The following is a 26,471-nucleotide window of genomic DNA, read 5'->3' as shown; positions in this document are numbered from 1 at the left end:
TGCAAATTCAATCATCAAAGAACAACACGCCCTAGTTAAACAATTATATTATTAACTCATTGCCATCATCATTGCCGATGGGTTTTCTAAGTACGATTTCCATAGGTTATTAAAGCGTGCAATAGTGCCGCCATCAATAACGCGATGATCGCCAGACCAACTCACTTGCATAATAGCTTTACTCACAACCTGCCCACTTTCGTCAAAACGTGGTAGATGCTGTAGTTTACCAAGCGCAACAATAGCTACTTCTGGTTTATTAATTATAGGGGTTGCGATAGTGCCGCCAATCGCACCAATGTTAGAGATACTAATTGTCCCACCTTTTAAATCATCAGGTGCAACACGCCCTTCTCGCGCTGAGTGAGTTAAGCGGGTTAAATCATTAGCCACATCAACAATACTCTTACTCTGGCATGATTTAATATTAGGCACTAACAAGCCAATTTTTGAATCAACCGCTATACCAATATTATGATCGTTATAATAGGTAAGCTCTGAGCAATCATCATTCACTTTTGAATTAAGTACAGGGTACTCTTTCATTGCTAGCGAGAGTGCTTTTACAAAAAATGGCATCATGGTGAGCTTTACGCCTTGTGCTTTGTACTGCTCTTTTAAGGAGCTGCGCAAAGCTATAAGCTGTGTTAAGTCTATTTCATCACTAAACGTAAAGTGCGGAATAGTTGAAACCGATGCCACCATTTGCTTGGCCATGGCCGCTTTAATGCCTTTAATTTGCTCTACTCGTACGCCACCGCTTTGATTCTGTGTTTGGTTTTGTACTGCACTTTGAGAAGCATCGCTATTAAGCGGTGAAGTATCAATAGTATTTGGCACTTCGCCTTTTACAAACTCTTCAATATCTTGCTTGTAAATACGTCCATTTTTACCACTACCTGGTACGCACGTTAAATCAACATCTAGCTCACGTGCTTTACGACGAACCGCGGGGGATGCAACCGCTTTTTGATTGATAACTTTAGCAGCTTGTTGCGTTTCAACTGGTGCTGTTTTTTCAACTACAGCATTAGTTTGAGCCTTTACGACCGCTTGGTTTATATCAACATTTGGCTTTACTGCACTGCCTGCAATTGTCATTTGAAACAACGGGCTATGTACTTTTGCTATTTCACCTTTTTGGTAATATATTTTTTTTACTGTACCTGTATATTTTGCCGGAATTTGTACTAATGCTTTGTCGGTCATTACGTCACAAACCGCTTGGTCTTCTTCTATTTCGTCGCCTTCAGCGACTAACCAATCAACAATCTCACACTCAACAATACCTTCACCAATATCTGGTAGTATAAAGTCCTCAACTACATCAGATGCATTGTTATTAGTTTGATTTTCAGCTTGAACTGACTCTTCTACTACTTCATTACTCGTACTATCACCAGTTACATCCATAGCAAATAAAGGAGCATGTACTTTAGCAATTTCACCTTTTTGATAATATAGCTTTGTAATAATGCCATCATGCACTGCCGGAATTTGTACTAATGCTTTGTCTGTCATCACATCACAAATTGGCTGATCCTCAGATACGGTATCACCCTCTTGAACTAGCCACTCAACAACTTCGCATTCAACAATGCCTTCACCAATATCGGGTAATATAAAATCTTTCGCCATGGTAACCCCTAAAAATCCATTGATTGTTTAATTGCAGCCAACACTTTTAGTGCGTCCGGTACGTATTCTTTTTCAAGTGCCAACGGGTATGGTGTATCTAGACCACATACACGTAAAATTGGTGACTCTAAATGCAAGAAACACTCTTGTTGTATTGTTGCTGCTATCTCGGCACCAAAGCCATTAGTTATAGGCGCTTCATGGCTCACGATTAAACGGCCGGTTTTAATAACCGATTTAGCAATCGTTTCAACATCCCATGGTAAAATACTACGAAGATCTATTACTTCACAGCTTATACCTTGCTCGCTTGCTTGCTGTGCTGCCTCTTCAATAATCTCCATTTGAGCACCCCACGCTAAAAGCGTAATATCGGTACCCTCTTGTACTACTTCAGCCGTGCCTAATTCAATACTATAATCTTCTTCTGGCACTTCGCCTGTTGATGCACGATATAAACGCTTAGGCTCAAAAAATATGACAGGGTTATCATCTTTAATAGAGGCACGTAATAAACCCTTAGCTTGATAAGGGTTACGCGGTACAACCACTTTTAAGCCCGGTGTATGTGCAAAATAAGCTTCGGGTGATTGCGAGTGATATAAGCCACCAGCAATACCACCGCCATAAGGCGTACGAATAGTTAAGTTACCAACATTAAATTCATTACCACTGCGATAACGAAATTTAGCGGCTTCATTTACTATTTGATCAAACGCTGGGAATATATAATCAGCAAATTGAATTTCAGCCAATGCAGGCGCACCAAAAGCCGCTAAGCCATTAGCGAAACCTAAAATACCTTGTTCGGTTAAAGGCGTATTAAAAACGCGATGCTTACCGTACTTTTCTTGCAAGCCTGATGTTGCTCTAAATACACCACCGAAGTAACCAACATCTTCGCCAAAAATACAGGCTTGAGGGTGTTCGTTCATCGTAATATCGAGGGCAGAGTTAATTGCGTGGAGCATGTTCATTTTAGCCATTACTTAATTCTCCCTGCAGTTACTGGGTAAGCATCTGGATGCTGTTTTATATGTTCTTTTAATTGCTCGTACTGACGTTGCAATAATGGAATTGGTGTATCGTAAACGTCAGATACCAATTCTTCTAAAGCCGGCTTGGCAACAACTTCAGCACGCTTAAGCGCTGCTAAAATTTCTTCACGAATCAACTCTTTTGCTTTTATGTCGTCTTCTTCGTTTAACCAATCTTGCTTGACCAACCATTTTCTAAATTTATCAATAGGACAGATTTGATTATTTGCCTCTTCATCTTTAGAGCGGTAACCACTGGGATCGTCTGAGGTAGAATGCGCGCCTAATCGATAAGCAATCGATTCAATAAGTACAGGCTCACCTTGTGTTGAGGCTATTTCGCGTGCTTTTTTGGTCGCTGCATACACAGCAAGTGCATCTGTGCCATCAACACGAATTGTTTTAATACCATAACCTACACCACGCGACGCAATACCATCGCCTTTAAACTGTTCATCAGCAGGGGTAGATATGGCATAGCCGTTATTACGTGCAAAAAATATAACCGGCGCTTTGTGAACAGCCGCCATATTTAAGCCCGCATGAAAGTCACCTTCTGATGCAGCACCTTCACCAAAGTAACAAATAGTCACGTTATCAATTGTGCTTGCAAGCTCACCTGTTTTAGCGTCGATATGCTTTATTTTTTGACCATATGCATAACCTGTGGCCTGTGGTATTTGCGTACCCAGTGGCGATGAAATCGTCATGTAGTTTAGCGCTTTAGAGCCATAATGGATTGGCATTTGGCGACCTTTACCTAAATCCAATTCATTTGAGAACATTTGGTTCATAAATTGATCAAGCGTAAAACCACGATAATGTAGTGCAGCTTGTTCACGATATTGAGCCATGATCATATCGTTTTGATCAAGTGCAGCAGCAGAGGCTGTAACTGCGGCTTCTTCGCCTAGGCATTGCATATAAAAACTAACACGACCTTGGCGCTGCGCGCCTTGCATACGTTCATCTAACAAACGTATAAAACGCATTGTTTCATATAACTTAATAGCGGTATGTTTTGAAATATCAGGTGCGGTTGCACTAGGATGAATGTCGCCGTCCTCAGTTAAAATACTAAGGGTTGGAATATTAAGTGCTTGGCCATCAATAAATTCAAGCTCGTGGTTAATATTCAGCGATACGTTATTTGGATTACTCATAACCTACCTTCTTTTGTTGTCGGTAAAACAGTGCCCCTTTAAATTATTATTGTGGGTGATTGTTGCTGGTTAAACTTTGCAACATCTGCACTATCTTTAATTAAAGCTGCCAACACTTTACGTTAACGTAAAGTGTTATTCAACACATCTGGGACGAAACAAAAGCAAATACAAGTTAAATAAGTGGCAAGTTAACGATACGGTTACTTTAATTAATAGTAATCATATAGTTAACTTGAAGCTACCAGTGGTCTGATGAGTTTAATTAGACGAAATTGCTATCAATATCCATTGGTATAACAGTAAGCAGTGCTCTTTGACCTAATGCTACGCTCGCATTTGGAAATATAATAGCCTCACCTTCAACGTCAGCGTAAATCGCTGTATCACCGTCGGTTGCAAGTAGTTCACCTTTCGCAAAGCCAGTAAAGTTCTCAGCATCATCAGAAAAAGGGAAACTAAAATCATCTTGCGTTCTATTAATTGTGCGGTGCACTGCAAATAACTCAAACTTACTTGCATTAAAATCAGGGTATTTAACTTCATTTTGGCTAATTAATGCAGTTAATGTTTGCTTTGTTTTTTCAAAGCGGGTCATATCATTTTGGCCAAATGGCTTAACTTGACCTAGCTCTACGGTAAATGAATCAGCTCCATGTATAAATGACGAATAATAGCTAAATGTTGTTGCAGGAGATTTCATCATAAGTACGGTATTTACACCACAACTCAATAAAAATTGTAACTGCGACTTTTTCCAAGGCTTACCATGTAAAAATGGATACACAGCAAATTTTTCGTTTTTAGAGCCTCTAATGGCAGTGTGTAAGTCGTAGTGACACCGGCTACTGCCTTGCTCGCCACGCGTATAAAAATCGCTTACGTATTGCTCAAGCTTTGCAGCACGGGTACGCTCATTATTCATTGGTACACCTTCAACTGTATGGTGACCATTAAATAATCTATTTAAGTTTTCTTCTACAAAACGCAGGCCAATATTAATTGATTGTGGATTACCGTAAATAAACAAAACACGCTGCTTAAGTATCAGCTCGCCTTTTATAATTTGTTTAATAAGTGCATCACAAATTTCAATTGGCGCAGTTTCGTTACCGTGTACAGCGCTTGAATAAACTACATCTTTTGACGTTATAACAGCAGGTTGAAACTCAATGACTCCGGTATCGTGTATATTTACACGAGTCCCATTATCTAAAACAAACTCACCTGCATCTAAATGCCATTCGTTGTCACGACTAAGCGTTAAAAAATCGCCTGTTTGTTTTAATTCATTTAAGTAAGATGGATTGGCTGACATATAATAAGCCCTTTAAAAATAATGTGAGAGTAGACTCTTATGCATATATTTTTATAAATACACAAGGTATAGAAACGAAAACGGCTGAATAAATCAGCCGTTTTAAAATTATTAGATTAAGTTAGCTTATAACTGAATCTACAAGCTTTTTAGCTTCTTTTTCAAGTAACGCTAAATGCTCTTCACCTTTAAATGATTCAAGGTATATTTTATAAATATCTTCAGTACCTGATGGACGCGCTGCAAACCAGCCATTTTCAGTGACCACTTTTAAACCACCAATTGCCGCATCATTACCTGGTGCATGAGTCAGTTTTTGCAAAATAGGTTCGCCAGCAAGTGTATCTGCTTTAACATCAGAAGCACTCAATGCTTTTAAACGTGACTTTTGGCCGCTTGAGGCCGGTGCATCAAGGCGTTTATAAATTGGAGAACCAAACTCTTGTTCTAGTTCTTTATAAAGCGCTGATGGAGTTTTACCTGTTACTGCAAGTATTTCTGCAGCGAGTAGTCCCATAATAAAGCCGTCTTTATCTGTACACCATACAGAGCCATCAAAACGTAAGAATGCAGCACCTGCGCTTTCTTCGCCACCAAAGGCAAGCTTGCCTTTGCTTAAGCCTTCAACAAACCATTTAAAGCCTACGGGTACTTCTTTTACTTTACGATTATTGCGCGCTGCTACTTTATCGATCATAGAGCTAGAAACCAGTGTTTTACCAATCTCTACTGTTTCATTCCAATCACGGTGTTTAAGTAAGTAATCAATTGCCACTGCTAAAAAGTGGTTTGGATTCATTAAACCATCTGGCGTTACAATACCGTGACGATCGTAGTCAGGGTCGTTACCAATAGACACATCAAAATCATCTTTTAATGCAATAAGGTTCGCCATTGAATAAGGTGATGAACAATCCATACGAATTTTGCCATCTTTATCAAGTGGCATAAAAGCAAAACGTGGATCAACAACATCATTAACGACGGTTAAATCTAAATTATATTTTTTAGCAATAACAGGCCAAAAATTAATACCTGAACCACCTAGTGGATCAATACCAATTTTGATACCTGCATCGCTAATGGCTTTTAAATTAACGATATTTGCTAAATCATCAATATAAGGAGTCATTAAATCTTCGTAGCGAATAAAGCCTGAACGTGAAGCTTTAGCGAATGGGAATAACTCAACTTCAACCAAGTCTTCTAATAAAAGTTGATTTGCTCTGTCTTCAATCCATTTAGTAACGTCGGTATCAGCAGGTCCGCCATTAGGTGGGTTGTATTTAAAGCCACCATCTTCAGGAGGGTTATGCGAAGGCGTAACAACAATACCGTCTGCAAGCTCATTTGGGTGTAGCTTGTTATGGCTAACTATGGCGTGGCTGATAACTGGCGTTGGTGTAAAGTCACCGTTTTCTTGCGTTATCACTTGCACTTCGTTAGCAACTAAAACTTCAATAGCTGAATTAAATGCAGCCTCACTCAGTGCGTGTGTGTCTTTACCTAAAAATAACGGACCAAAAATATCATTTTGTTTTCTATAATCACAAATAGCCTGAGTAATTGCTAAAATGTGTGACTCATTAAATTTAACATCGTAAGAACAACCACGGTGGCCTGATGTACCAAAAGCAACACAATGCTCTGGATTTTGTTCAAGATCAGGTTCGTTTAAGTAATACGCAGATACTAATTTAGGTACGTTAACCAGTGCTGATTGTGGAGCAGTTTTGCCTGCGCCTGAGTGAATAGCCATTATATTTCCTTACAGGTAATCGCGAATTTTTTCAGCTTGCTCTGCACTATATCCAAGGCAAAGAGCAACTTCATGAAGCATCATTTTTTTACGCGTTGTATTAGAATTTGTCATAACCCAATATTCACTATCAGTTATGTTTTTAGGGTTCATACTACTACCGCTATTTACTAAGGCTTCTTTACTAGTAGCAAAGTAAACACGGTCACGCCCTTTAATATCTAGTACAGCCGAAAAATCAGTTTTATGTGTGCGGTAAAATGCACTTAAAATAAACAAAAAGCGCCCAACAACACCCTTCTGCATTGCCAGCTCTTCTTTATTTAATACATTAAAAACATTATCGCTTTTTTGCTTCACGGGTGCGTGAGCTACAGGCGTTTGTTTTTTTGCAGTCTCAGCAGCAGGTAGCTCTGAACTTTTTAATGTGGCGGTAGACGTAGTCGCAGTTTGATTATTTTGAGTTAGTTCTACGTTTGCGGTTTGAATTTTTTCGCCGCTCAGATTTAATAAACGACGTAAAATAGTGGATGCACTTTCACCAATACTTTGCGTATTGCTTGCAATATACTGATATAACTCGTCGTCTATGTCGATTTGTTTCATGTTCTTCCTGTCATTACGGGTCACATTTTTTTCTCCCGTGTGATTATACCCAAACCAATCAGAAATGCGAGTTACAACAAGCACTCCCGTAAACATATTAATATTTACTTGATTGTTGTTGATTTAACAAACAAAAGCCCAATTTAATAAATAGTCGCTGTATTTTTTGCTTTTTAGAGCAATGCTCGGCAAACTATGGCGAAATTTTCAGGAGGCGTGTATGCAGTTAAATTACAAGCAACAAGGGCAAGGCCCTAATGTTATTTTGATCCACGGACTCTTTGGATCATTAGAAAACCTAAATGTAATAGCAAAACCATTAAGTGAACACTTTAATGTTATTAACGTTGATTTACGCAACCACGGGCTTTCTCCTCATAGTGATGAAATGAACTACCCTGCAATGGCTCAAGATATTGTCGAGTTATTAGCACATTTAAACATAGATAAAGCTCATTTAGTTGGGCATTCTATGGGTGGGAAAGTCGCAATGGAATTAGCACTATCACACCCTGAGCTGGTAAATAAATTGGTTGTACTTGATATCGCACCTGTTAGTTACCCTGCTCGCCACAAAAAAATATTACAAGCATTAAAAGCAGTTTCAACGCAGTCAATAGATGATAGAAAGCAAGCTGATGCAATTATGCAGCCTTATATTGAAGAGCTAGGGGTTCGACAGTTTTTACTTAAAAGCCTCGCTAAAAATGAAGAAGGTCATTTTGCATGGCGATTTAACCTAAATGTGCTTGATGAAAAATATTCGACAATCACGTCCAATGTTAATGAAAACAATTCTTGTTTATGCGATACTCTTTTCATTAAAGGTAATGATTCTGACTATATATTGCCCGAGCATCGTACTGCAATTACAGCACGCTTTAAAAACACCAAGGCTAAAATAATTCATGGCGCAGGTCATTGGCTTCATGCTCAAAAGCCTCTTGCTGTTAATAAAGCAATAAATGACTTTTTAACTGCGGTTTAAAGCAATTTTAATCGCGTGTTTTTGATTCAGCGCACTAAATATATGAATATTTATATGCTATAGTACGCGCCGTTTAATTTAAAGGTTATACGTTGATGGTCAGTCAGTTAATTAACGAATTTGATACCCTAGGGTTGTATTTTGGCTTAGCCGGTATTTTCATATTCATCGGCATGGCAATTAAAGACGTACTAAAAAGTGGCAATGTGCCAAAGTTCGGACAATACATTGTTTGGGGCGTGCTCTTTTTAGGTTGTTCAGGCTTTATTGCTAAAGGGCTTATTCAAGTATTTTGGCAAGGCGCAGGTGTAGGTTAAGCATGGCGAAGTCAGAAACAGATAGAACTACACTCGATTTATTTGAATACGAAAAACGCCCAGGCAGACCTAAAACCAATCCCCTTTCTCGGGATATGCAGTTAAAGGTAAATAAACGTAATCAAATAAAAAGAGATAAAGCACGTGGTTTAAAGCGTGTTGAATTTAAAGTTTCATCGCAGTTATATCAAGCATTGAGTGATATGGCAGATGCACAAAATATTAGCCGTAGTGCGCTGATTGAAACGATTTTACAAGAAAGATTGGCTATTGATACATAAAAGGTTTTAAATCCATGGCAAGTGTAGGCATTTTTTTCGGAAGTGACACAGGTAACACAGAACACGTAGCAAAAATGATCCAAAAAGAATTGGGTAAAAAGCTAGTGGCTGTTCATGATATTGCAAAAAGCTCTAAAGAAGAGATTGCTGAATTTGATTTAATCTTATTCGGTATCCCTACTTGGTACTACGGTGAAGCTCAATGTGACTGGGATGACTTTTTCCCTGAACTTGAGGAAGTAGACTTTGAAGGTAAACTTGTTGCTATTTTTGGTTGTGGTGACCAAGAAGATTACGCTGAGTACTTTTTAGATGCGATGGGCATGATCAACGATATTGTTACTGAACGTGGCGCTATTGTTGTGGGCCATTGGCCAAGTGAAAGCTATGACTTTGAAGCATCTAAAGGAATGGCTGATGATAAGCACTTTGTAGGTTTGGGTATCGACGAAGACCGTCAACCAGAGCTTACAGAACAACGTGTTAAAGCATGGTCTGCTCAAGTATATGAAGAAATGTGTTTAAGTGAATTAGCTGACTAGTTTACTGCATATATCGCTAGCTGTTTAAATAATTATCAAACAGTTAGCGTTTTAAGCTTTAGTGGCAATATATATCAATTGTTCTTTGCACTTAACGCTTAGGCACGTTATCCTGTTTGTTGCTAATGTGTCGTGTACATCTTTGCAAGATGTCTAGTATAACCAAATAAAATTGAGACAGATTTAATGACTGATCATAACTTGGAACTTAAAAAAGCCGGTTTAAAAGTAACTTTACCGCGTATTAAAATATTAGAGATTTTACAATCTCCAGATAACCAACACATCAGTGCTGAAGATGTTTACAAAATTCTTTTGGATCTAGGTGAAGAAATTGGTCTTGCAACTGTATACCGCGTACTTAACCAATTTGATGATGCGGGTATTGTAAGCCGTCATCACTTTGAAGGCGGAAAATCTGTATTTGAACTTTCAGGAAGCACTCACCACGATCATTTAGTATGTTTGAAATGTGGCAAAGTGGTAGAGTTTGAAGATGACATGATTGAGCGTCGTCAACTAGAAATTGCTGAAGAAAATGGTATTACTCTTACAAACCATTCTTTGTATTTATACGGTGAGTGTAATGATAAAGCAGCGTGTAAAGAATTTAGCGACGCTAACAGCTAATATCGCTTTTAAACGCAATAAAAAACCTGCTAAGTGCAGGTTTTTTTGTGCCTAAAAGACGATAATATTGAATATACCCAGTAAATCCTGGGTATATTTTAAGTATTATACCAATCCGCAATAATACTTAATCATTTTGCAGGGCTAAACGTGTCGCTACCTGCGTTAAAAAATGCTCATTTAGAACAACTAAATAGCGAATTTTTTGCCTAGCTATCAACACGTTTATCCAGCCTCAAAATAGATCACTTAATTAAGCGAATTGGTATTACTTATTGAGTTTTAGACCATGAATCGCGAAGACCCACGGTTTGATTAAATACAACGTTCTCTGATTTAGAATCACGAGAGAAATAACCTGTACGCTCAAACTGAAAGCCCTGCTCTGCTTGTGAATTAGCAAGCGATGGTTCTAATTTAGCATTAGGTAAAACAACCAGTGACTCCGGGTTTAGCGTAGTTTCAAATTCCTCTGCAGCTGCTGGATTTGGTACGCTAAACAAGCGGTCGTATAAACGAACCTCTGCAGTAATAGACTCTGGTGCTGAAACCCAATGAATAACACCTTTTACTTTACGACCATCACTTGGGTTTTTACCAAGTGTTTCGCTGTCGTAAGTACAGAAGATAGTTGTGATTTCGCCATTTTCGTCTTTTTCAACACGCTGCGCTTTAATAACATAAGCACCACGTAAGCGTACTTCTTTATCAAGTACTAAACGTTTGAATTTGTTATTCGCTTCTTCTTTAAAGTCTTCTCGTTCAATATAGATTTCACGAGTAAATGGAACATCACGACGCCCCATTTCTTCTTTATTTGGGTGATTAGCCACTGATAAAGTTTCAACTTTATCTGCATCGTAGTTTTCAATAACGATTTTAACAGGATCGAGTACAGCCATTGCACGTGGTGCATTTTCGTTTAAGTCTTCACGGATACAGGCTTCAAGCATGCCCATTTCAACCATATTCTCTTGTTTTGTTACACCAATACGCAAACAAAATTCACGGATTGAACCTGGTGTATAACCACGACGACGTAAACCTGCAATAGTAGGCATACGAGGGTCATCCCACCCTTCTACATAGTTATTTACTACTAAATCATTTAGCTTACGCTTTGACATAATAGTGTATTCAAGATTTAAGCGGGAAAACTCAATTTGCTGTGGGTGACACTCTAAACTAATGTTATCAAGTACCCAGTCGTATAAACGACGGTTATCTTGAAACTCTAATGTACATAATGAATGTGTAATACCTTCAAGCGCATCAGAAATACAGTGAGTGAAGTCATACATTGGGTAAATGCACCACTTGTCAGCTGTTTGATGATGATGAGCAAAACGTACACGGTAAATAATTGGATCGCGAAGCACCATAAATGAGCTTGCCATATCAATTTTAGCACGCAGTACACATTCACCTTCTTTGAATTCGCCAGCGCGCATTTTTTCAAATAACGCTAGGTTTTCTTCAACTGAAGTATCTCTATAAGGACTGTTTTTACCTGGCTCTTTTAATGTACCGCGGTACTGTCGTGCTTCGTCTGCAGTTAAAAAACAAACGTACGCTAAGCCTTTTTCAATAAGCTCTACTGCGTAACCATATAAAGTATCAAAATAGTTAGAAGAATACTTTATGTCGCCATCCCAATTAAAGCCTAACCACTGTACATCCTCTTTAATAGAGTTAACGTAGTTAATGTCTTCTTTTTCAGGGTTTGTATCGTCAAAACGTAGGTTACATAAACCGTTGTAGTCTTTTGCGATACCAAAATTCAAACAAATTGATTTGGCATGGCCAATATGTAAAAAACCATTTGGTTCAGGTGGAAAACGTGTATGCGTTGTCGCATGTTTGCCACTTGCTAAGTCTTCATCAATTCGGGTTCTAATAAAGTTACTTGGGCGATTCTCAATTTCCGCCATAGGAGTGTGATCCTCTAAATATTACGTAATAACAAAACTAATGCATTATTACAAAAACATACACTAACATACAGCAATAGATTAAGGTTTATTTTAGATATTGATTAACTTTAATCCACTTGTTCAATTGTTTATGAATAAAATTTGTTTTAACGCAACATTTAGGTCATCAAAGCCAATTATAGTAGCTAAATAACCTACTTTATAAGGATTCTAAGATGGCGACACTTAATCAACACCGTGTATATATTCCAACTAATGCACGCGCTAACCACTATTTATTGGCTGAAATAATACCTAATGAAGCATTTTATAATAGCTTTAGCACTATAAACTGTTGCTACGAGCGTATTGCGCGTCAATTATTTGCATGTTGTGATGAGTATGAACTGCATAATGTACATTTATTAGCAAACGATAAACTACCGGTTGTACGCTTTCATGATGAGTCATATCAACTAGAAACCGACAAGCAGATGTTGTTTTTTTATAATCCTCGTTATCACGAAGCACATAAAATTTATTACTCATCAGATATAAAAAGTAAGAAAATACGTTTCTTGTTTTTAGCCACGGGTGAAGACTTACGTGCAAACTCAGCTTTGTTTCACAATAGAGTACAAAAAGTATTGACCCTTTTACAAGAACGGTTATTTATAAATCAGCCCCAATTTAAACTTCGCGATCACCAGCATCTAACTTACGATTTATTTGCTAAAGATAAGGGAAATAAAGAGAGTTATGGATATAAACTCAGAAGCCTCTACCCTCGCTATCAATCAAGGCAATGTAATATTCCTAGTGACTATGCTGAAATGACTTACGCAACATTTACCATTGCGGTTTCTCGGGCCATCAAAACACAGTTTCAAACAATGGTGAACAATAACGATGTGGAAAAGTTTTATGATTACTTTGCAGATAGTTTTAAACGCGCATGTGAACAAAACAAACTAACACACGGGGCAATGGTAGCTAATGGCGCAATACCCATTGTCCGAAACAGTAAAATAGATAAAAATGAAGGTAATGCAGAGTTACAAAAGTTGAGCTTTGATGTTGAATCAAATGAAAATCAAATTAAGTATTTTTATGAAGCAACAAAATTAGTAGAAACACTACATTTTGTTATTGTCGCAACGCAGCAGGATAAACATGAAATTGGTTATGGGCGCTTTATGAACCAAGTAGAGAAAACAATTCATGCATTATGTAACGAGCTGGCTATAAATAAACAACGACAGGATTTGTCTGTACGCTTTTTTCAGCATATTAGTTATCCGTTCTAAATTTACCTTAATAACAAAAAGGCCCGCATAAGCGGGCCTTTTCAGAGGAAACAAGCAATTACCAGCCTGTTTTCTCTTTAAGTGCTTTACCGATTTCAGCAAGTGAACGTACAGTTTTTACGCCCGCAGCTTCTAATGCAGCAAATTTCTCATCAGCAGTACCTTTACCGCCTGCGATGATTGCGCCAGCGTGACCCATACGCTTACCTTCTGGTGCAGTAACACCAGCAATGTAAGATACTACAGGTTTAGTTACGTTAGCTTTGATGTACTCTGCAGCTTCTTCTTCTGCAGTACCACCAATTTCACCAATCATTACGATTGCTTCAGTTTGTGGATCTTTTTCGAACATTTCTAAAACGTCGATAAAATTAGTACCTGGGATTGGATCACCACCAATACCAACACACGTAGACTGACCAAAACCAGCATCAGTAGTTTGCTTAACCGCTTCGTACGTTAAAGTACCAGAGCGAGAAACAATACCTACTTTACCAGGTTTGTGGATGTGACCAGGCATGATACCAATCTTAGTCTCACCAGGAGTAATAACACCTGGACAGTTAGGACCGATCATACGAGTACCTGTTTGATCTAGTTTAACTTTAACGTCAACCATATCAAGCGTAGGGATACCTTCAGTGATACAAACAATCAGCTCGATGCCAGCATCGATAGCTTCTAAGATTGCATCTTTACAGAAAGGAGCTGGTACGTAGATAACTGAAGCAGTTGCGCCAGTTTCTTGAACAGCATCACGAACTGTGTTGAATACAGGAAGACCAAGGTGCGTTTGACCGCCTTTACCTGGGCTTACACCACCAACCATTTGTGTGCCGTACTCAAGCGCTTGCTCTGAGTGGAAAGTACCTTGGCCACCAGTGAAACCTTGACAGATAACTTTTGTATCTTTATTGATTAATACAGACATTATTTGCCCTCCGCAGCAGCAACAACTTTCTCAGCAGCGTCTGTTAGTGATTCAGCAGCAATGATATCTAGACCTGAGTTCTTAAGAACTTCACGACCTAATTCAGCATTAGTACCTTCTAAACGTACAACTACAGGTACATTTACGCCAACTTCTTTAACTGCGCCAATGATACCTTCAGCAATCATGTCACAACGTACGATACCGCCAAAGATGTTTACTAAAACAGCTTTAACATTATCGTCAGAAAGGATGATTTTGAATGCTTCAGAAACACGTTCTTTAGTCGCGCCGCCGCCAACATCTAGGAAGTTAGCCGGTTTGCCGCCGTGTAGGTTTACGATGTCCATAGTACCCATTGCTAGGCCTGCACCGTTAACCATACAACCAACATTGCCATCTAGCGCAACGTAGTTAAGCTCAAAGCTTGCTGCGTGTGCTTCACGTGCATCTTCTTGAGATGGATCGTGGAACTCACGGATTTTAGGCTGACGGTAAAGTGCATTACCATCAATACCGATTTTTCCGTCAAGACAGTGAAGGTTACCTTCGTCTGTAATTACTAACGGGTTGATTTCAAGTAGTGCGAAATCAAAATCAGTAAACATGTTACCAAGACCCATAAAGATCTTAACAAACTGCTTCATTTGTACTGGGTTAAGACCCAATTTGAAGCCTAGTTCACGTGCTTGGTAAGCTTGAGGACCCACTAATGGATCAATTTCAGCTTTGTGGATAAGCTCTGGTGTTTCTTCTGCAACAGTTTCAATTTCAACGCCGCCTTCAGTAGACGCCATGAAAACTACTTTGCGAGATGCACGGTCAACTACTGCACCTAGGTACAATTCGTTAGCAATGTCAGTACAGCTTTCAACTAAAATTTTAGCTACTGGCTGACCTTTCTCGTCTGTTTGGTAAGTAACTAGGTTTTTACCCAACCAGTTAGCTGCAAACGCTTTTACTTCGTCGATAGTTTTTACTAGCTTTACACCGCCAGCTTTACCACGTCCACCTGCGTGAACCTGAGTTTTAACAACCCACATATCACCGCCGATTTTTTCAGCAGCTGCTGCAGCTTCTTCAGGTGTATCGCAAGCGAAACCCTGAGAAACTGGTAAACCATATTCGGCAAAAAGTTGTTTTGCCTGATACTCATGCAAATTCATGATGCTTTATCCAATTTTTTATACTAAAAGAGCTGAATATTTTTTCAAATAAACAACTATCCCAAATTGCGCACCTAGTATAGATCCCAAGGCTTAACATGAAAACCCCAGTAAGACCAAAGGCGCAAAAAAAAAGCTGTGAATGTTCATTCACAGCTTACATTTCATACAACTAGATTAAACATCTAGCAATAAGCGAGTTGGATCTTCAAGTAACTCTTTAATAGTCACTAAGAAACCAACTGATTCTTTACCATCAATGATACGGTGGTCATAAGAAAGAGCTAAATACATCATAGGAAGTATTTCTACTTTACCATTTACAGCCATCGGACGGTCTTGGATTTTATGCATACCCAAAATTGAAGACTGTGGCAAGTTAATGATAGGTGTAGATAGTAATGAACCAAATACGCCGCCATTAGTAATAGTAAAATTACCACCGGTCATATCTGCAAGCGTTAGCTTACCATCACGACCTTTAAGTGCTAATTCACGAATACCCTTTTCGATTTCAGCAACAGATAGTTTGTCACAATCTTTAAGTACTGGAGTAACTAGACCACGTGGAGTAGATACTGCAATGCTGATATCAAAATAGTTATGGTAAACAATATCGTCACCATCAATTGATGCATTAACATCTGGGAAGCGTTTAAGTGCTTCAGTTACCGCTTTCACGTAGAAAGACATGAAACCTAAACGAATACCATGACGCTTTTCAAATACTTCTTGGTACTGCTTACGAAGGCTCATGATTGGTTCCATGTTCACTTCGTTGAATGTTGTTAACATTGCAGTTGAATTTTTAGCTTCAAGAAGACGTGTAGCAATCGTTTTACGTAGGCGAGTCATAGGAACACGTTTTTGAGTACGATCGCCCATCGGTGCTGCAGGAGCAGAAGCTTCTGCTTTTTTAGCCGCTGGCGCTGGTGCTTTTAAGAACGTATCAACGTCTTCTTTAGTTACACGGCCATTTTTACCCGTGCCGTTAATTTTAGAAGCGTCTAAGCCTTTCTCAGCAATTAAACGGCGAACTGATGGTGTTAACACATCTGAACTTTCGCTAGAATCTGCTGCTGGCGTTTCGTCTGCTTTTGCAGCTGGAGCCGCTGGTGCACCGCCTGCTTTAACCGAACCAATTACTTGCTCGCCTAGTACAGTATCGCCTTCGTTGTGAATGATATCACCCATGATGCCATCTTCTTGAGCTACTACTTCAAGAACAACTTTATCTGTTTCAATATCTACCAAGTTTTGGTCGCGTGTTACTGCGTCACCTGGTTGTACATGCCATGTAGCAATTGTTGCGTCTGCAACTGATTCTGGAAGTACAGGTACTTTAATGTCCACTTCTTTACCTTCTGATGCTGGTGCTGATTGCGCCGCTGGCGCGTCTTCTGATTTAGCTGGTGCTGATTCTTCTTTAGATGAACCTTCACTTGCTGGCGCTGCATCAGCATCACCAAGTAAACCCATAACTTGATCGCCAAGTACGGTTGCACCTTCTTCTTGTGATATTTCTGTAATTACACCGTCATGCTGTGCAACAACTTCTAAAACCACTTTATCTGTTTCAATGTCTACTAAGTTTTGATCGCGAGTTACTTTGTCGCCAACACTTACATGCCATGTAGCAACGGTAGCATCTGCAACCGACTCAGGAAGAACAGGAACTTTAATTTCTGTGCTCATTGCTTATCCTTTATTTTCTATAGTAAGCGCGTCGGCAACGAGCGCTTGTTGTTCTTTAGTATGTACTGACATGTAACCACACGCTGGTGATGCAGACGCTTTACGTCCTGCATATTTTAATTTAGCACCTTGTGGGATTGCATCAATAAAGTGATGTTGTGAACAGTACCATGCACCTTGGTTTTGTGGCTCTTCTTGACACCATACAAAATCAGTTACGTGTTGGTAACGCTCCATAATTGTTTGCATTTCGTCATGTGGGAACGGATATAACTGCTCAACACGAACAATAGCAATATTATCTTGCTCTAGCTTACGACGCTCTTGTAATAGTTCGTAATAAACTTTACCACTACAAAATACAACGCGTTCAACTTTCTCAGGGTTAATATCATCAACTTCGTCGATCATATTATGGAAAACACCATGCGATAGCTCTTCAAGCGATGAAGTTGCAAGAGGATGACGAAGCAACGACTTAGGCGTCATAACAATCAACGGACGACGTAGTGGTCGAACTGATTGACGACGAAGCATAGCGTAAACTTGTGCAGGAGTAGATGGAACACATACTTGCATGTTGTGATCAGCACATAGTTGTAGGAAACGCTCTAAGCGAGCTGAACTATGCTCTGGACCTTGTCCTTCATAGCCATGTGGTAACAAAATTGTAAGACCACATAAACGGCCCCATTTTTGCTCACCAGAACTTAGGAACTGGTCAAATACAACCTGTGCACCGTTGGCGAAATCACCAAACTGTGCTTCCCAAAGCACTAATGAAGTAGGCTCTGCAGTTGCATAACCGTATTCAAAAGCAACAACAGCTTCTTCAGATAAAACAGAGTCAAATACTTCAAAAGTACCTTGATCTTCGCTTAAGTGCTGTAGAGGTGTATAAGTAGCGCCGTCTGATTGACTGTGAACAACAGCATGACGATGAAAGAATGTTCCACGCCCTGAATCCTGACCAGTTAAACGAATGTCAGTGCCTTCAGTTGCAATTGTTGCATAAGCAAGTGTTTCTGCCATACCCCAATCTAGAGGTTTCTCACCAGAAGCCATTAATTTACGATCATCGTAAATCTTTTTAACGCGTGACTGTGCTTTATATTGCTCTGGGTAAGAAGCGATTTTCTCACCGAGTGCTTTGAGCTCTTCAACAGGTACGCTAGCATCGTAATCAACATCCCACTCATGGCCAACATACTTTGCCCAATCTGAAGAATGCGATGTCTCTGGTTGTATTTCTGAAACAACACAGTTGCCTTCGTCTAATGCATTACGGTACTCATCAGCAAGTGCTTTTATTTCTTGTTCAGAAAAAGAGCCTTCAGCTATAAGTTGATCTGCGTATATTAAACGTGGAACTGGGTGCTTTTTAATTTTTTGGTACATAACAGGCTGAGTGGCATTAGGCTCATCAGCTTCATTGTGACCATGGCGACGGTAACATACTAAATCGATTACTACGTCACGTTTAAACTGGTTTCTGAAATCAAGTGCAATTTGAGTAACAAATGCAACTGCTTCAGGGTCATCAGAGTTAACATGGAAGATAGGTGACTGAACCATTTTAGCAATGTCAGTACAGTAATCTGTAGAGCGTACATCGTCTTGTTTAGATGTAGTAAAACCAACTTGGTTATTTACAACAATACGAATACTACCACCACAACTAAACGCGTTAGTTTGTGATAAGTTAAACGTTTCTTGTACAACACCTTGGCCTGTAACCGCAGAATCACCATGAATTGTAATTGGTAAAGCTTTAATACCAGAACTGTCACCTAAGCGGTCAAGACGAGCACGTACTGAGCCCATAACAACTGGGTTTACAATTTCAAGATGAGACGGGTTAAACGCAAGCGCCATATGAACATTGCCACCTTTAGTAGCAAAGTCAGATGAATAACCCATGTGGTATTTAACATCGCCAGAACTTAATGTTTCTTTATGTTTACCAGCAAACTCATCAAATAACTCTGATGGATTTTTACCAAGTACATTTACAAGAACATTTAAACGACCACGGTGAGCCATACCAATAACAGCTTCTTGTTGGCCGCTTTCACCAGCGCGGTGAATAAGCTCTTTTAACATTGGAACTAACGCATCGCCACCTTCAAGTGAGAAACGCTTAGCACCTGGGAACTTAGCCCCTAAATATTTTTCAAGTCCGTCAGCAGCAGTTAATCCTTTTAGGATACGCAGCTTTTCATCTTTTTCGAATTTTGGCCTAGACTGGACAGATTCTAAACGCTGTTGTAACCAACGCTTTTCCTCTGTTGATGTGATGTGCATATACTCAGCGCCAATTGAACCACAATATGTAGTTTTTAGTGCTTGGTATAGTTCACCTAAAGGCATAGTATCGCGGCCTACGGCAAACGATCCTACGTTAAACTCGCGGTCAAAATCACTTGAAGATAAGTCGTGGTACTCTAGCTCTAAATCTCGTACACGCTCTCGTTGCCAAATACCTAATGGATCTAGGTTTGCATTTTGGTGTCCACGAAAACGGAAAGCATTAATAAGTTGTAGAACTTTAACCTGTTTAAGGTCACCGCCACTACCCTCTGCTACCACTACTTCTCTATGCTTGTTTTTTGCAAGCTGTGCAAACTGCGTTCGAACTTCTGAATGTTTTACTTCAACATCCACACCATCAACTTTAGGTAATTGTTCGAACACTTCTCGCCATTCATCTGGCACAGAAGTCGCATCGTCTAAATACGCTTCATAAAGCTCTTCTACATAAGCAACGTTGCCGCCGTTTAAATGTGAAGATTCTAGCCATGCCTTCATCACACCTTCGTGCATTTATAAGCCCTTTTCTTTAGCGCAGAAATTAATAGTTATCATAACAAGATGGCTAATAATCTGTATTAGCCATCTTACGTTTACTAAGTAATCAAACCGCTCGGTTTAATAACATAGATTTGATTTGCCCAATTGCTTTAGTCGGGTTAAGACCCTTAGGACAAACGCTAACACAGTTCATGATACTGTGGCAACGGAACACACTGAACGCATCGTCTAAATCCGCTAAACGTTCTTCAGTTGCTGTATCTCGGCTATCAGCTAAGAAACGGTAAGCGTGAAGAAGGCCTGCTGGACCAATGAACTTGTCTGGATTCCACCAGAACGAAGGACACGATGTCGAACAACATGCACACAAAATACACTCATATAGCCCATCTAATTTATCACGTTCTTCAATAGATTGAAGACGCTCACCTGCTGCAGGCTGATCATTAATTAAATAAGGTTTAACTTTTTCGTACTGAGTGTAGAACTGACTCATGTCAATAACAAGGTCACGAACCACTGGTAAGCCTGGTAACGGACGTACTACAATTTTACCTTTGCCATTTTTTTGTAGCGTAGATAAAGGAGTAATACATGCTAAACCATTTTTACCATTCATGTTAACACCATCAGATCCACACACACCTTCACGGCATGAACGACGAAAAGATAGTGTAGGATCTTGTTCTTTTAAAAGAATAAGTGCATCTAACACCATCATGTCGTGACCTTCCTCTGTTTGCAAGGTGTATTCTTGCATACGAGGAGCGTTGTCAACATCTGGATTATAACGATAAACTGAAAATTGTACTTGTGCCATCGTCTATCTCCTAGTAAACACGTGCTTTAGGTGGGAAAGCTTCACGCGTTTTAGGCGCATAGTTTACATCACGCTTACTCATTTCATCCGTTACAGGATTGAATACTGAGTGACATAACCAGTTTTCGTCATCACGATCTGGGTAGTCAAAGCGAGAATGTGCACCACGGCTTTCTGTACGGAAGTTTGCAGCTACTGCAGTTGAGTAAGCTGTTTCCATTAAGTTATCTAGTTCAAGACATTCGATACGCTGCGTATTGAAGTCTGATGATTTATCATCAAGACGAGCATGTTGAAGACGTTCACGAATTTCTTTAAGTTCTTGAAGACCTGAAGCCATTGAATCGCCTTCACGGAATACCGAGAAGTTAAGCTGCATACATTGTTGTAGGTCTTTTTTGATTTGAACTGGATCTTCACCTTGTCCAGCCGTTGAATTTTCCCAACGGTTGTAACGTGCAAGAGAAGCTTCTAAATCTGACTCTGAAGCCGCTTTTGATACTTCAACATCTTTAAGGTATTTACCTAAGAAGTTACCAGCAGCACGGCCAAATACAACTAAATCTAGTAATGAGTTACCACCTAGGCGGTTTGCACCGTGTACAGATACACATGCAATCTCACCAACAGCAAATAAACCTTCAACTACTTTTTCGTTGCCTTGAGCATCGATTTGTAGTGCTTGTCCATTTACGTTAGTAGGAACACCACCCATCATATAATGACAAGTAGGAATTACTGGAATTGGCTCTTTAGCTGGATCAACGTGAGCGAAGGTTTTAGCTAGGTCACATACGCCAGGAAGACGTAGGTTAAGCGTTTCTTCACCTAAATGGTCAAGTTTCAGCTTGATATGAGGACCCCAAGGACCATCACAACCACGACCTTCACGGATTTCAGTCATCATTGAACGCGCAACAACATCGCGAGACGCTAAGTCTTTTGCATTTGGTGCGTAACGTTCCATGAAGCGCTCGCCATCTTTATTTAAAAGATAACCGCCTTCACCACGACAACCTTCAGTTACTAGCGTACCAGCACCTGCAATACCCGTTGGGTGGAACTGCCACATTTCCATGTCTTGCATAGAAATACCAGCGCGTGTTGCCATACCAACACCGTCACCGGTGTTAATGTGAGCATTTGTTGTTGATGCGAATATACGACCTGCACCACCAGTGGCTAATACAACTGCTTTAGATTTGAAGAAAGTGATTTCACCTGTTTCAATCTCAATTGCTGTACACCCTACTACATCGCCATTGTCGTTTTTAACTAAGTCAAGTGCATACCACTCAGAGAATACATTTGTTTTGTTTTTAACGTTTTGTTGATATAGAAGATGAAGTAAAGCATGACCAGTACGGTCAGCTGCAGCAGCAGTACGTGCGGCTTGTTCACCACCAAAGTTTTTCGATTGACCACCGAAAGGACGTTGGTAAACACGGCCATTTTCAAAACGAGAAAATGGTAGTCCCATGTTTTCTAATTCAGTAATAGCTTCTGGGCCAGTTTGACACATGTATTCAATAGCGTCTTGGTCACCGATAAAATCGGAACCCTTAACGGTATCGTACATATGCCATTCCCAGTTGTCTTCGTGTGAATTACCAAGCGCTACTGTAATACCACCTTGAGCAGATACAGTGTGTGAGCGCGTTGGAAATACTTTAGATATTAATGCACACGTTTTGCCAGATTCTGTAATTGCTAAAGCAGCGCGCATACCAGCACCACCTGCACCAATTACTACGGCGTCAAATTCACGAACAGAATATTTCACTTAAACACCCCATAATACGATTAGACCAATAGCTACGTAAGCAACGGCCATTAGGTTTAAAACAAAACCTAAAACAGCACGCAACTTCGAACACTTAACATAGTCTGTAAGAACTTGCCAAAGGCCAATGCGGGTATGAACCATAATGCAAATAAGGGTAATTAAAGTAAACCCTTTCATTGCTAGGTTAGAGAAGAGGCCTGTCCAGGCTTCGAAAGTGACTTCTGGCGTCGCTAAAAAATAGCCGATAATAAAAATCGCGTACGCGCTGATTATTAATGCCGTGGTACGTAAAGATACGAAATCTTGTACACCATCACGTTTTAGAGTTGCTTGATTTAAAACCATATCCACACCCCTGCCAATACGGCAAACACAACACCAAGAGCCATTGATACTTTAGCGCTGAGGTTACCTGATTCAAGTTCTTCCCAATGTCCCATATCCATAATCATATGACGGATGCCACCAATAAGGTGATAACCTAATACAGAAACAGTGCCCCAAGCTATAAATTTGGCAATGAATCCGTTAAACAGACCCTTGACGAATTCAAAACCTTCAGCTGAAGAGAGAGACTCAGACCAAGCCCAAATGACAAACGTTAAAGCAAAAAACAATGCAACACCGGTGACGCGGTGAAAAATTGAAGCTTTAGCCGTTGCCGGCATAGATATAGTTGTTAGATCTAGATTTACAGGTCTTTGCTTTTTCACAGTTACTTGCCCATCTTTGCTCACAGTGGAGCTCATCTACTTGTTTTTCTAAAAACCCACCAAATATTACTGATGGAACTATCAGAATAAACGTATCAAAATAGTTAAAGTTCACAAAACAGTAAATTTTAAGCTGTTAAGAATATGTTTACCCAAATACAATACGGTTTAAAACCACCGTTAGTATATATACCCATAGGACTTTTTACAATTCTTGTTTATTTAGAGATGTTTGCGAATTAGCCAATAGTATTATATTTAATTAATACCGAATATTTATTATACATATATGCATAATGTTTATAAAAATTGACTTTAACCCCCTCTTTCACGTTAAAATGCGAAGATGTGCTTAAAACAGATTTCAGAACTTTAAAATCTAAAAATCAGAATAGATATCTTAATAGGAGATACATAGCGATGGCAGATAAAAAAGCCACAGTCCATATTGATGGACTAGATCCAATCGAACTTCCAATTTATCAAGGCACTGCTGGCCAAGATGTAATCGACGTACGTACGTTAGGTTCACATGGTCACTTTACTTATGACCCAGGTTTCATGTCGACTGGTTCTTGTGAATCTGCAATCACCTATATTGATGGTGGTAAAGGTGTACTACTTCACCGTGGTTACCCAATTGAGCAATTAGCTGAAGATTCTAACTATATTGAGCTTTGCTACTTACTTTTAAATGGTGAGTTACCTTCTAAAGAACAATATGAAGTTTTTAAGAATGAAATCACTACAAGCACTATGCTTGACGAGAAGATTGCTAACTTTTTCCAAGGTTTCCGCTTTGACGCTCACCCAATGGCAATGCTTTGTGGCGTAGTGGGTGCATTATCATCTTTTTATCATGAAGACCTTGATATTACTGATGCAGAACAACGTAAAACAAGTGCAGTTAAGCTAGTTGCTAAGTTACCAACTATTGCTGCAATGGCCTATAAAACAAACATCGGCCAACCGTTTGTATACCCACGTAACGATTTAAGCTACGCAGAAAACTTCTTACACATGATGTTCTCTGTACCTGCTGAAGAATATAAAGTTAACCCTGTAACTGCTAAAGCTATGGATAAAATCTTTATGCTTCATGCAGATCATGAGCAAAATGCATCGACTTCAACAGTTCGTCTTGCTGGTTCATCAGGTGCTAACCCGTATGCATGTATTGCAGCTGGTATTGCTTCTTTATGGGGACCTGCTCACGGCGGCGCTAACGAAGCATGTTTAAACATGTTAGAAGAGATTGGCTCTGTGGACCGTATTGATGAATACGTTGCTAAAGCTAAAGACAAAGCTGACCCATTCCGCCTTATGGGCTTTGGTCACCGCGTTTACAAAAACTTCGACCCACGTGCTACAGTAATGCGTCAAACGTGTCATGAAGTTTTAGCTGAGCTAAATATCCAAGATCCACTTCTTGATATTGCTATGAAGCTTGAGCAAATTGCCCTTGAAGACCCGTACTTTGTAGAGAAGAAACTATACCCTAACGTAGATTTCTACTCTGGTATTATCTTAAAAGCGATTGGTATTCCAACAAGCATGTTCACTGTAATTTTTGCAATGGCACGTACTGTTGGTTGGATCACTCACTGGGATGAGATGCTATCTCAACCTGGTCATAAGATCAGCCGTCCTCGCCAAATGTATACTGGTTACACTCAACGTGACTACGTATCAACTGACAAGCGTTAATTAGCGCTGGTTAGTTTAAAAGGCCGCATTTTGCGGCCTTTTTTATTAACAGCACTTGAGAATTATCATAAACCGATTACAATCCCTGCCTTAAAAACACTATGTAGATGAGCTATGCCTACTTTAAAGTTTGATATAAATAAAATTAGAAAAGACTTCCCGACATTAAATCAAACAATAAACGGCTGCCCGCTTGTTTATTTAGACTCAGCAGCAACCTCACAAAAGCCTCAATCAGTTATAGATACAATTACTGAGTTTTATACGTCTCAAAATGCAAATGTACACCGTGGACGCCATACACTTAGCGAACAGGCCACTTATTCTTATGAACAAGTCCGGGATAAAACTGCAAGGTTTTTTAATGTCTTAAGTAAAGAGATTGTATGGACTAAAGGTGCTACAGAAGCCATAAATTTGGTCGCTAACGGCTTAAAAAAGCGTTTAGATGAAAGTCATACCATAATAATATCTCCGCTTGAGCATCACGCAAACATAGTGCCTTGGCAACTAGTAAGCCAACAGACGGGAGCTAAATTAGTCTCTCTGCCGCTTAATAATAACGGCACGCTAAACATACAACAATGCTGTGAATTTATAAAAGAAACAAAACCTGCCTTATTAGCTATTACACAAGCATCGAACACACTGGGTAATATCACTGATTTAAAGCCACTAATTGTAGCTGCAAAAGAGGTGAATTCGCTTGTTTTAGTGGACGGAGCCCAAGGTGCACTGCATTTAAAACCCGATTTACGTGAATTAAACTGTGACTTTTATGTTTGCTCAAGCCATAAAATGCTCGGTCCAACAGGCTTAGGTGTACTTTATGGCCAATATGAAGAGCTAAATACGCTAGATATTTACCAATCCGGCGGTGAAATGATCGATAAAGTTTACTTATCTCATAGCACTTATCGCCCTGCGCCTGCAAAATTTGAAACTGGCACACCAAATATTTCTGGAGTTTTAGGCTTTGGTGCCGCATTAGACTATTTAAATGAATTAGATCACGTGCAAATACAGCAATATGAACAAGAATTGTTTAGTTACGCGGCACAAAAATTGGTAAAGGTGGATGGCATTACCATATTCAGCAACCTATCTGACAATATTGGTACACTCTGTTTTAATTTTAAAGATGAACATCCTTATGATTTGGCAACTTTACTTGACGGATATGGGGTTGCAGTCAGAAGTGGACACCATTGTACGCAACCATTAATGACACATTTAGGGCTTAATGGAACGTTAAGAGCGAGTTTTTCTTTTTATAATACCTACAAAGATGTAGATATATTCATTGATTCACTTAAAAAATGTATCGCTTTATTAGATTGAAC

General features: G+C 39.5%; 23 protein-coding genes. 8 read left to right on the top strand and 15 right to left on the bottom strand.

Features of this window, described 5'->3' with window-relative positions; translation table 11 throughout:
- Positions 1 to 51: 51 nt before the first annotated feature.
- The 6 genes from H5089_RS00530 to seqA form a co-directional block, all read right to left on the bottom strand.
- Positions 52 to 1,638 carry a dihydrolipoyllysine-residue acetyltransferase gene (locus H5089_RS00530; protein ID WP_182711209.1) on the bottom strand — a complete coding sequence of 529 codons (1,587 nt, stop codon included), beginning with the start codon at positions 1,636 to 1,638 and terminating at the stop codon, positions 52 to 54.
- Positions 1,639 to 1,646: 8 nt separating this feature from the next.
- A complete protein-coding gene (locus H5089_RS00525; protein WP_165723475.1) occupies positions 1,647 to 2,624 on the bottom strand; it encodes an alpha-ketoacid dehydrogenase subunit beta in 978 nt (325 codons plus the stop codon).
- A complete protein-coding gene (locus H5089_RS00520) occupies positions 2,624 to 3,838 on the bottom strand; it encodes a thiamine pyrophosphate-dependent dehydrogenase E1 component subunit alpha (RefSeq protein WP_182711208.1) in 1,215 nt (404 codons plus the stop codon). The genes H5089_RS00525 and H5089_RS00520 overlap by 1 nt, the downstream gene beginning before the upstream one ends.
- 265 nt (positions 3,839 to 4,103) lie before the next feature.
- The gene (astE, locus tag H5089_RS00515; protein WP_182711207.1) at positions 4,104 to 5,156 is read right to left on the bottom strand and encodes a succinylglutamate desuccinylase; all 1,053 of its coding nucleotides are present in this window, start codon (positions 5,154 to 5,156) and stop codon (positions 4,104 to 4,106) included.
- A 121-nt stretch (positions 5,157 to 5,277) separates the two neighbouring features.
- Positions 5,278 to 6,915, bottom strand: coding sequence for a phosphoglucomutase (alpha-D-glucose-1,6-bisphosphate-dependent) (pgm, locus tag H5089_RS00510; RefSeq protein ID WP_002962933.1), 1,638 nt, complete (start codon positions 6,913 to 6,915; stop codon positions 5,278 to 5,280).
- A 9-nt stretch (positions 6,916 to 6,924) separates the two neighbouring features.
- Complete coding sequence (gene seqA / locus H5089_RS00505) at positions 6,925 to 7,521, bottom strand: replication initiation negative regulator SeqA (protein WP_182711206.1); 597 nt, start codon at positions 7,519 to 7,521, stop codon at positions 6,925 to 6,927.
- Between the two features lie 220 nt (positions 7,522 to 7,741).
- Here seqA and H5089_RS00500 point away from each other — a divergent pair, with 220 nt between their 5' ends.
- From H5089_RS00500 to fur, 5 genes are all read left to right on the top strand, one after another.
- Entirely contained in the window at positions 7,742 to 8,509 is a 768-nt protein-coding gene (locus H5089_RS00500) for an alpha/beta fold hydrolase (RefSeq protein ID WP_182711205.1), read from the top strand.
- Positions 8,510 to 8,604: 95 nt separating this feature from the next.
- Entirely contained in the window at positions 8,605 to 8,826 is a 222-nt protein-coding gene (locus H5089_RS00495; protein ID WP_002962930.1) for a DUF2788 domain-containing protein, read from the top strand.
- Between the two features lie 2 nt (positions 8,827 to 8,828).
- A complete protein-coding gene (ybfE, locus tag H5089_RS00490) occupies positions 8,829 to 9,107 on the top strand; it encodes a LexA regulated protein (protein ID WP_002962928.1) in 279 nt (92 codons plus the stop codon).
- A gap of 14 nt (positions 9,108 to 9,121) precedes the next feature.
- On the top strand, positions 9,122 to 9,649 hold the full coding sequence (fldA, locus tag H5089_RS00485; protein WP_007586856.1) for a flavodoxin FldA: 528 nt from the start codon (positions 9,122 to 9,124) through the stop codon (positions 9,647 to 9,649).
- A 186-nt stretch (positions 9,650 to 9,835) separates the two neighbouring features.
- Entirely contained in the window at positions 9,836 to 10,279 is a 444-nt protein-coding gene (fur, locus tag H5089_RS00480; RefSeq protein WP_002962922.1) for a ferric iron uptake transcriptional regulator, read from the top strand.
- A gap of 272 nt (positions 10,280 to 10,551) precedes the next feature.
- Here the strand turns inward: fur and glnS are convergent, their stop codons facing one another.
- Entirely contained in the window at positions 10,552 to 12,210 is a 1,659-nt protein-coding gene (gene glnS, locus H5089_RS00475; RefSeq protein ID WP_182711204.1) for a glutamine--tRNA ligase, read from the bottom strand.
- Positions 12,211 to 12,428: 218 nt separating this feature from the next.
- Here glnS and H5089_RS00470 point away from each other — a divergent pair, with 218 nt between their 5' ends.
- Entirely contained in the window at positions 12,429 to 13,499 is a 1,071-nt protein-coding gene (locus tag H5089_RS00470) for a DUF3083 family protein (RefSeq protein ID WP_182711203.1), read from the top strand.
- 58 nt (positions 13,500 to 13,557) lie between these two features.
- Here H5089_RS00470 and sucD read toward each other — a convergent pair whose 3' ends face one another.
- The 8 genes from sucD to sdhC all read right to left on the bottom strand — a co-directional run bounded on the left by sucD (position 13,558) and on the right by sdhC (position 23,421).
- Positions 13,558 to 14,430: a succinate--CoA ligase subunit alpha gene (gene sucD, locus H5089_RS00465; RefSeq protein WP_002961811.1), complete on the bottom strand. Its 873-nt coding sequence runs from the start codon at positions 14,428 to 14,430 to the stop codon at positions 13,558 to 13,560.
- On the bottom strand, positions 14,430 to 15,596 hold the full coding sequence (gene sucC / locus H5089_RS00460; protein WP_002961809.1) for an ADP-forming succinate--CoA ligase subunit beta: 1,167 nt from the start codon (positions 15,594 to 15,596) through the stop codon (positions 14,430 to 14,432). Before sucC ends, sucD begins: the two co-directional genes overlap by 1 nt.
- Before the next feature lie 177 nt (positions 15,597 to 15,773).
- Positions 15,774 to 17,291 (bottom strand): 2-oxoglutarate dehydrogenase complex dihydrolipoyllysine-residue succinyltransferase, encoded by a 1,518-nt coding sequence (odhB, locus tag H5089_RS00455; protein WP_039487977.1) that lies wholly within the window; start codon positions 17,289 to 17,291, stop codon positions 15,774 to 15,776.
- Between the two features lie 3 nt (positions 17,292 to 17,294).
- A complete protein-coding gene (sucA, locus tag H5089_RS00450) occupies positions 17,295 to 20,114 on the bottom strand; it encodes a 2-oxoglutarate dehydrogenase E1 component (protein WP_033021680.1) in 2,820 nt (939 codons plus the stop codon).
- A gap of 91 nt (positions 20,115 to 20,205) precedes the next feature.
- Entirely contained in the window at positions 20,206 to 20,922 is a 717-nt protein-coding gene (locus H5089_RS00445) for a succinate dehydrogenase iron-sulfur subunit (RefSeq protein WP_002961804.1), read from the bottom strand.
- Positions 20,923 to 20,932: 10 nt separating this feature from the next.
- On the bottom strand, positions 20,933 to 22,705 hold the full coding sequence (gene sdhA, locus H5089_RS00440; protein WP_002961801.1) for a succinate dehydrogenase flavoprotein subunit: 1,773 nt from the start codon (positions 22,703 to 22,705) through the stop codon (positions 20,933 to 20,935).
- Entirely contained in the window at positions 22,706 to 23,053 is a 348-nt protein-coding gene (gene sdhD / locus H5089_RS00435; RefSeq protein WP_002961798.1) for a succinate dehydrogenase, hydrophobic membrane anchor protein, read from the bottom strand.
- Entirely contained in the window at positions 23,044 to 23,421 is a 378-nt protein-coding gene (sdhC, locus tag H5089_RS00430) for a succinate dehydrogenase, cytochrome b556 subunit (protein WP_122975019.1), read from the bottom strand. Before sdhC ends, sdhD begins: the two co-directional genes overlap by 10 nt.
- Positions 23,422 to 23,841: 420 nt before the next feature.
- Between sdhC and H5089_RS00425 the strand changes: the two genes are divergently transcribed.
- Together H5089_RS00425 and H5089_RS00420 are read left to right on the top strand one after the other, a co-directional pair.
- A complete protein-coding gene (locus H5089_RS00425) occupies positions 23,842 to 25,128 on the top strand; it encodes a citrate synthase (RefSeq protein ID WP_002961796.1) in 1,287 nt (428 codons plus the stop codon).
- Positions 25,129 to 25,242: 114 nt separating this feature from the next.
- Positions 25,243 to 26,469, top strand: a complete 1,227-nt coding sequence (locus H5089_RS00420) for a SufS family cysteine desulfurase (RefSeq protein WP_182711202.1) — start codon at positions 25,243 to 25,245, stop codon at positions 26,467 to 26,469.
- Positions 26,470 to 26,471 lie beyond the last annotated feature (2 nt).

Source organism: Pseudoalteromonas sp. SR45-1 (assembly GCF_014163655.1).
Classification (GTDB): Bacteria; Pseudomonadota; Gammaproteobacteria; order Enterobacterales; family Alteromonadaceae; genus Pseudoalteromonas; species Pseudoalteromonas distincta.
The sequence above is the reverse complement of the archived record's forward strand: the minus strand, read 5'-3'. Positions and strand labels throughout refer to the sequence as shown.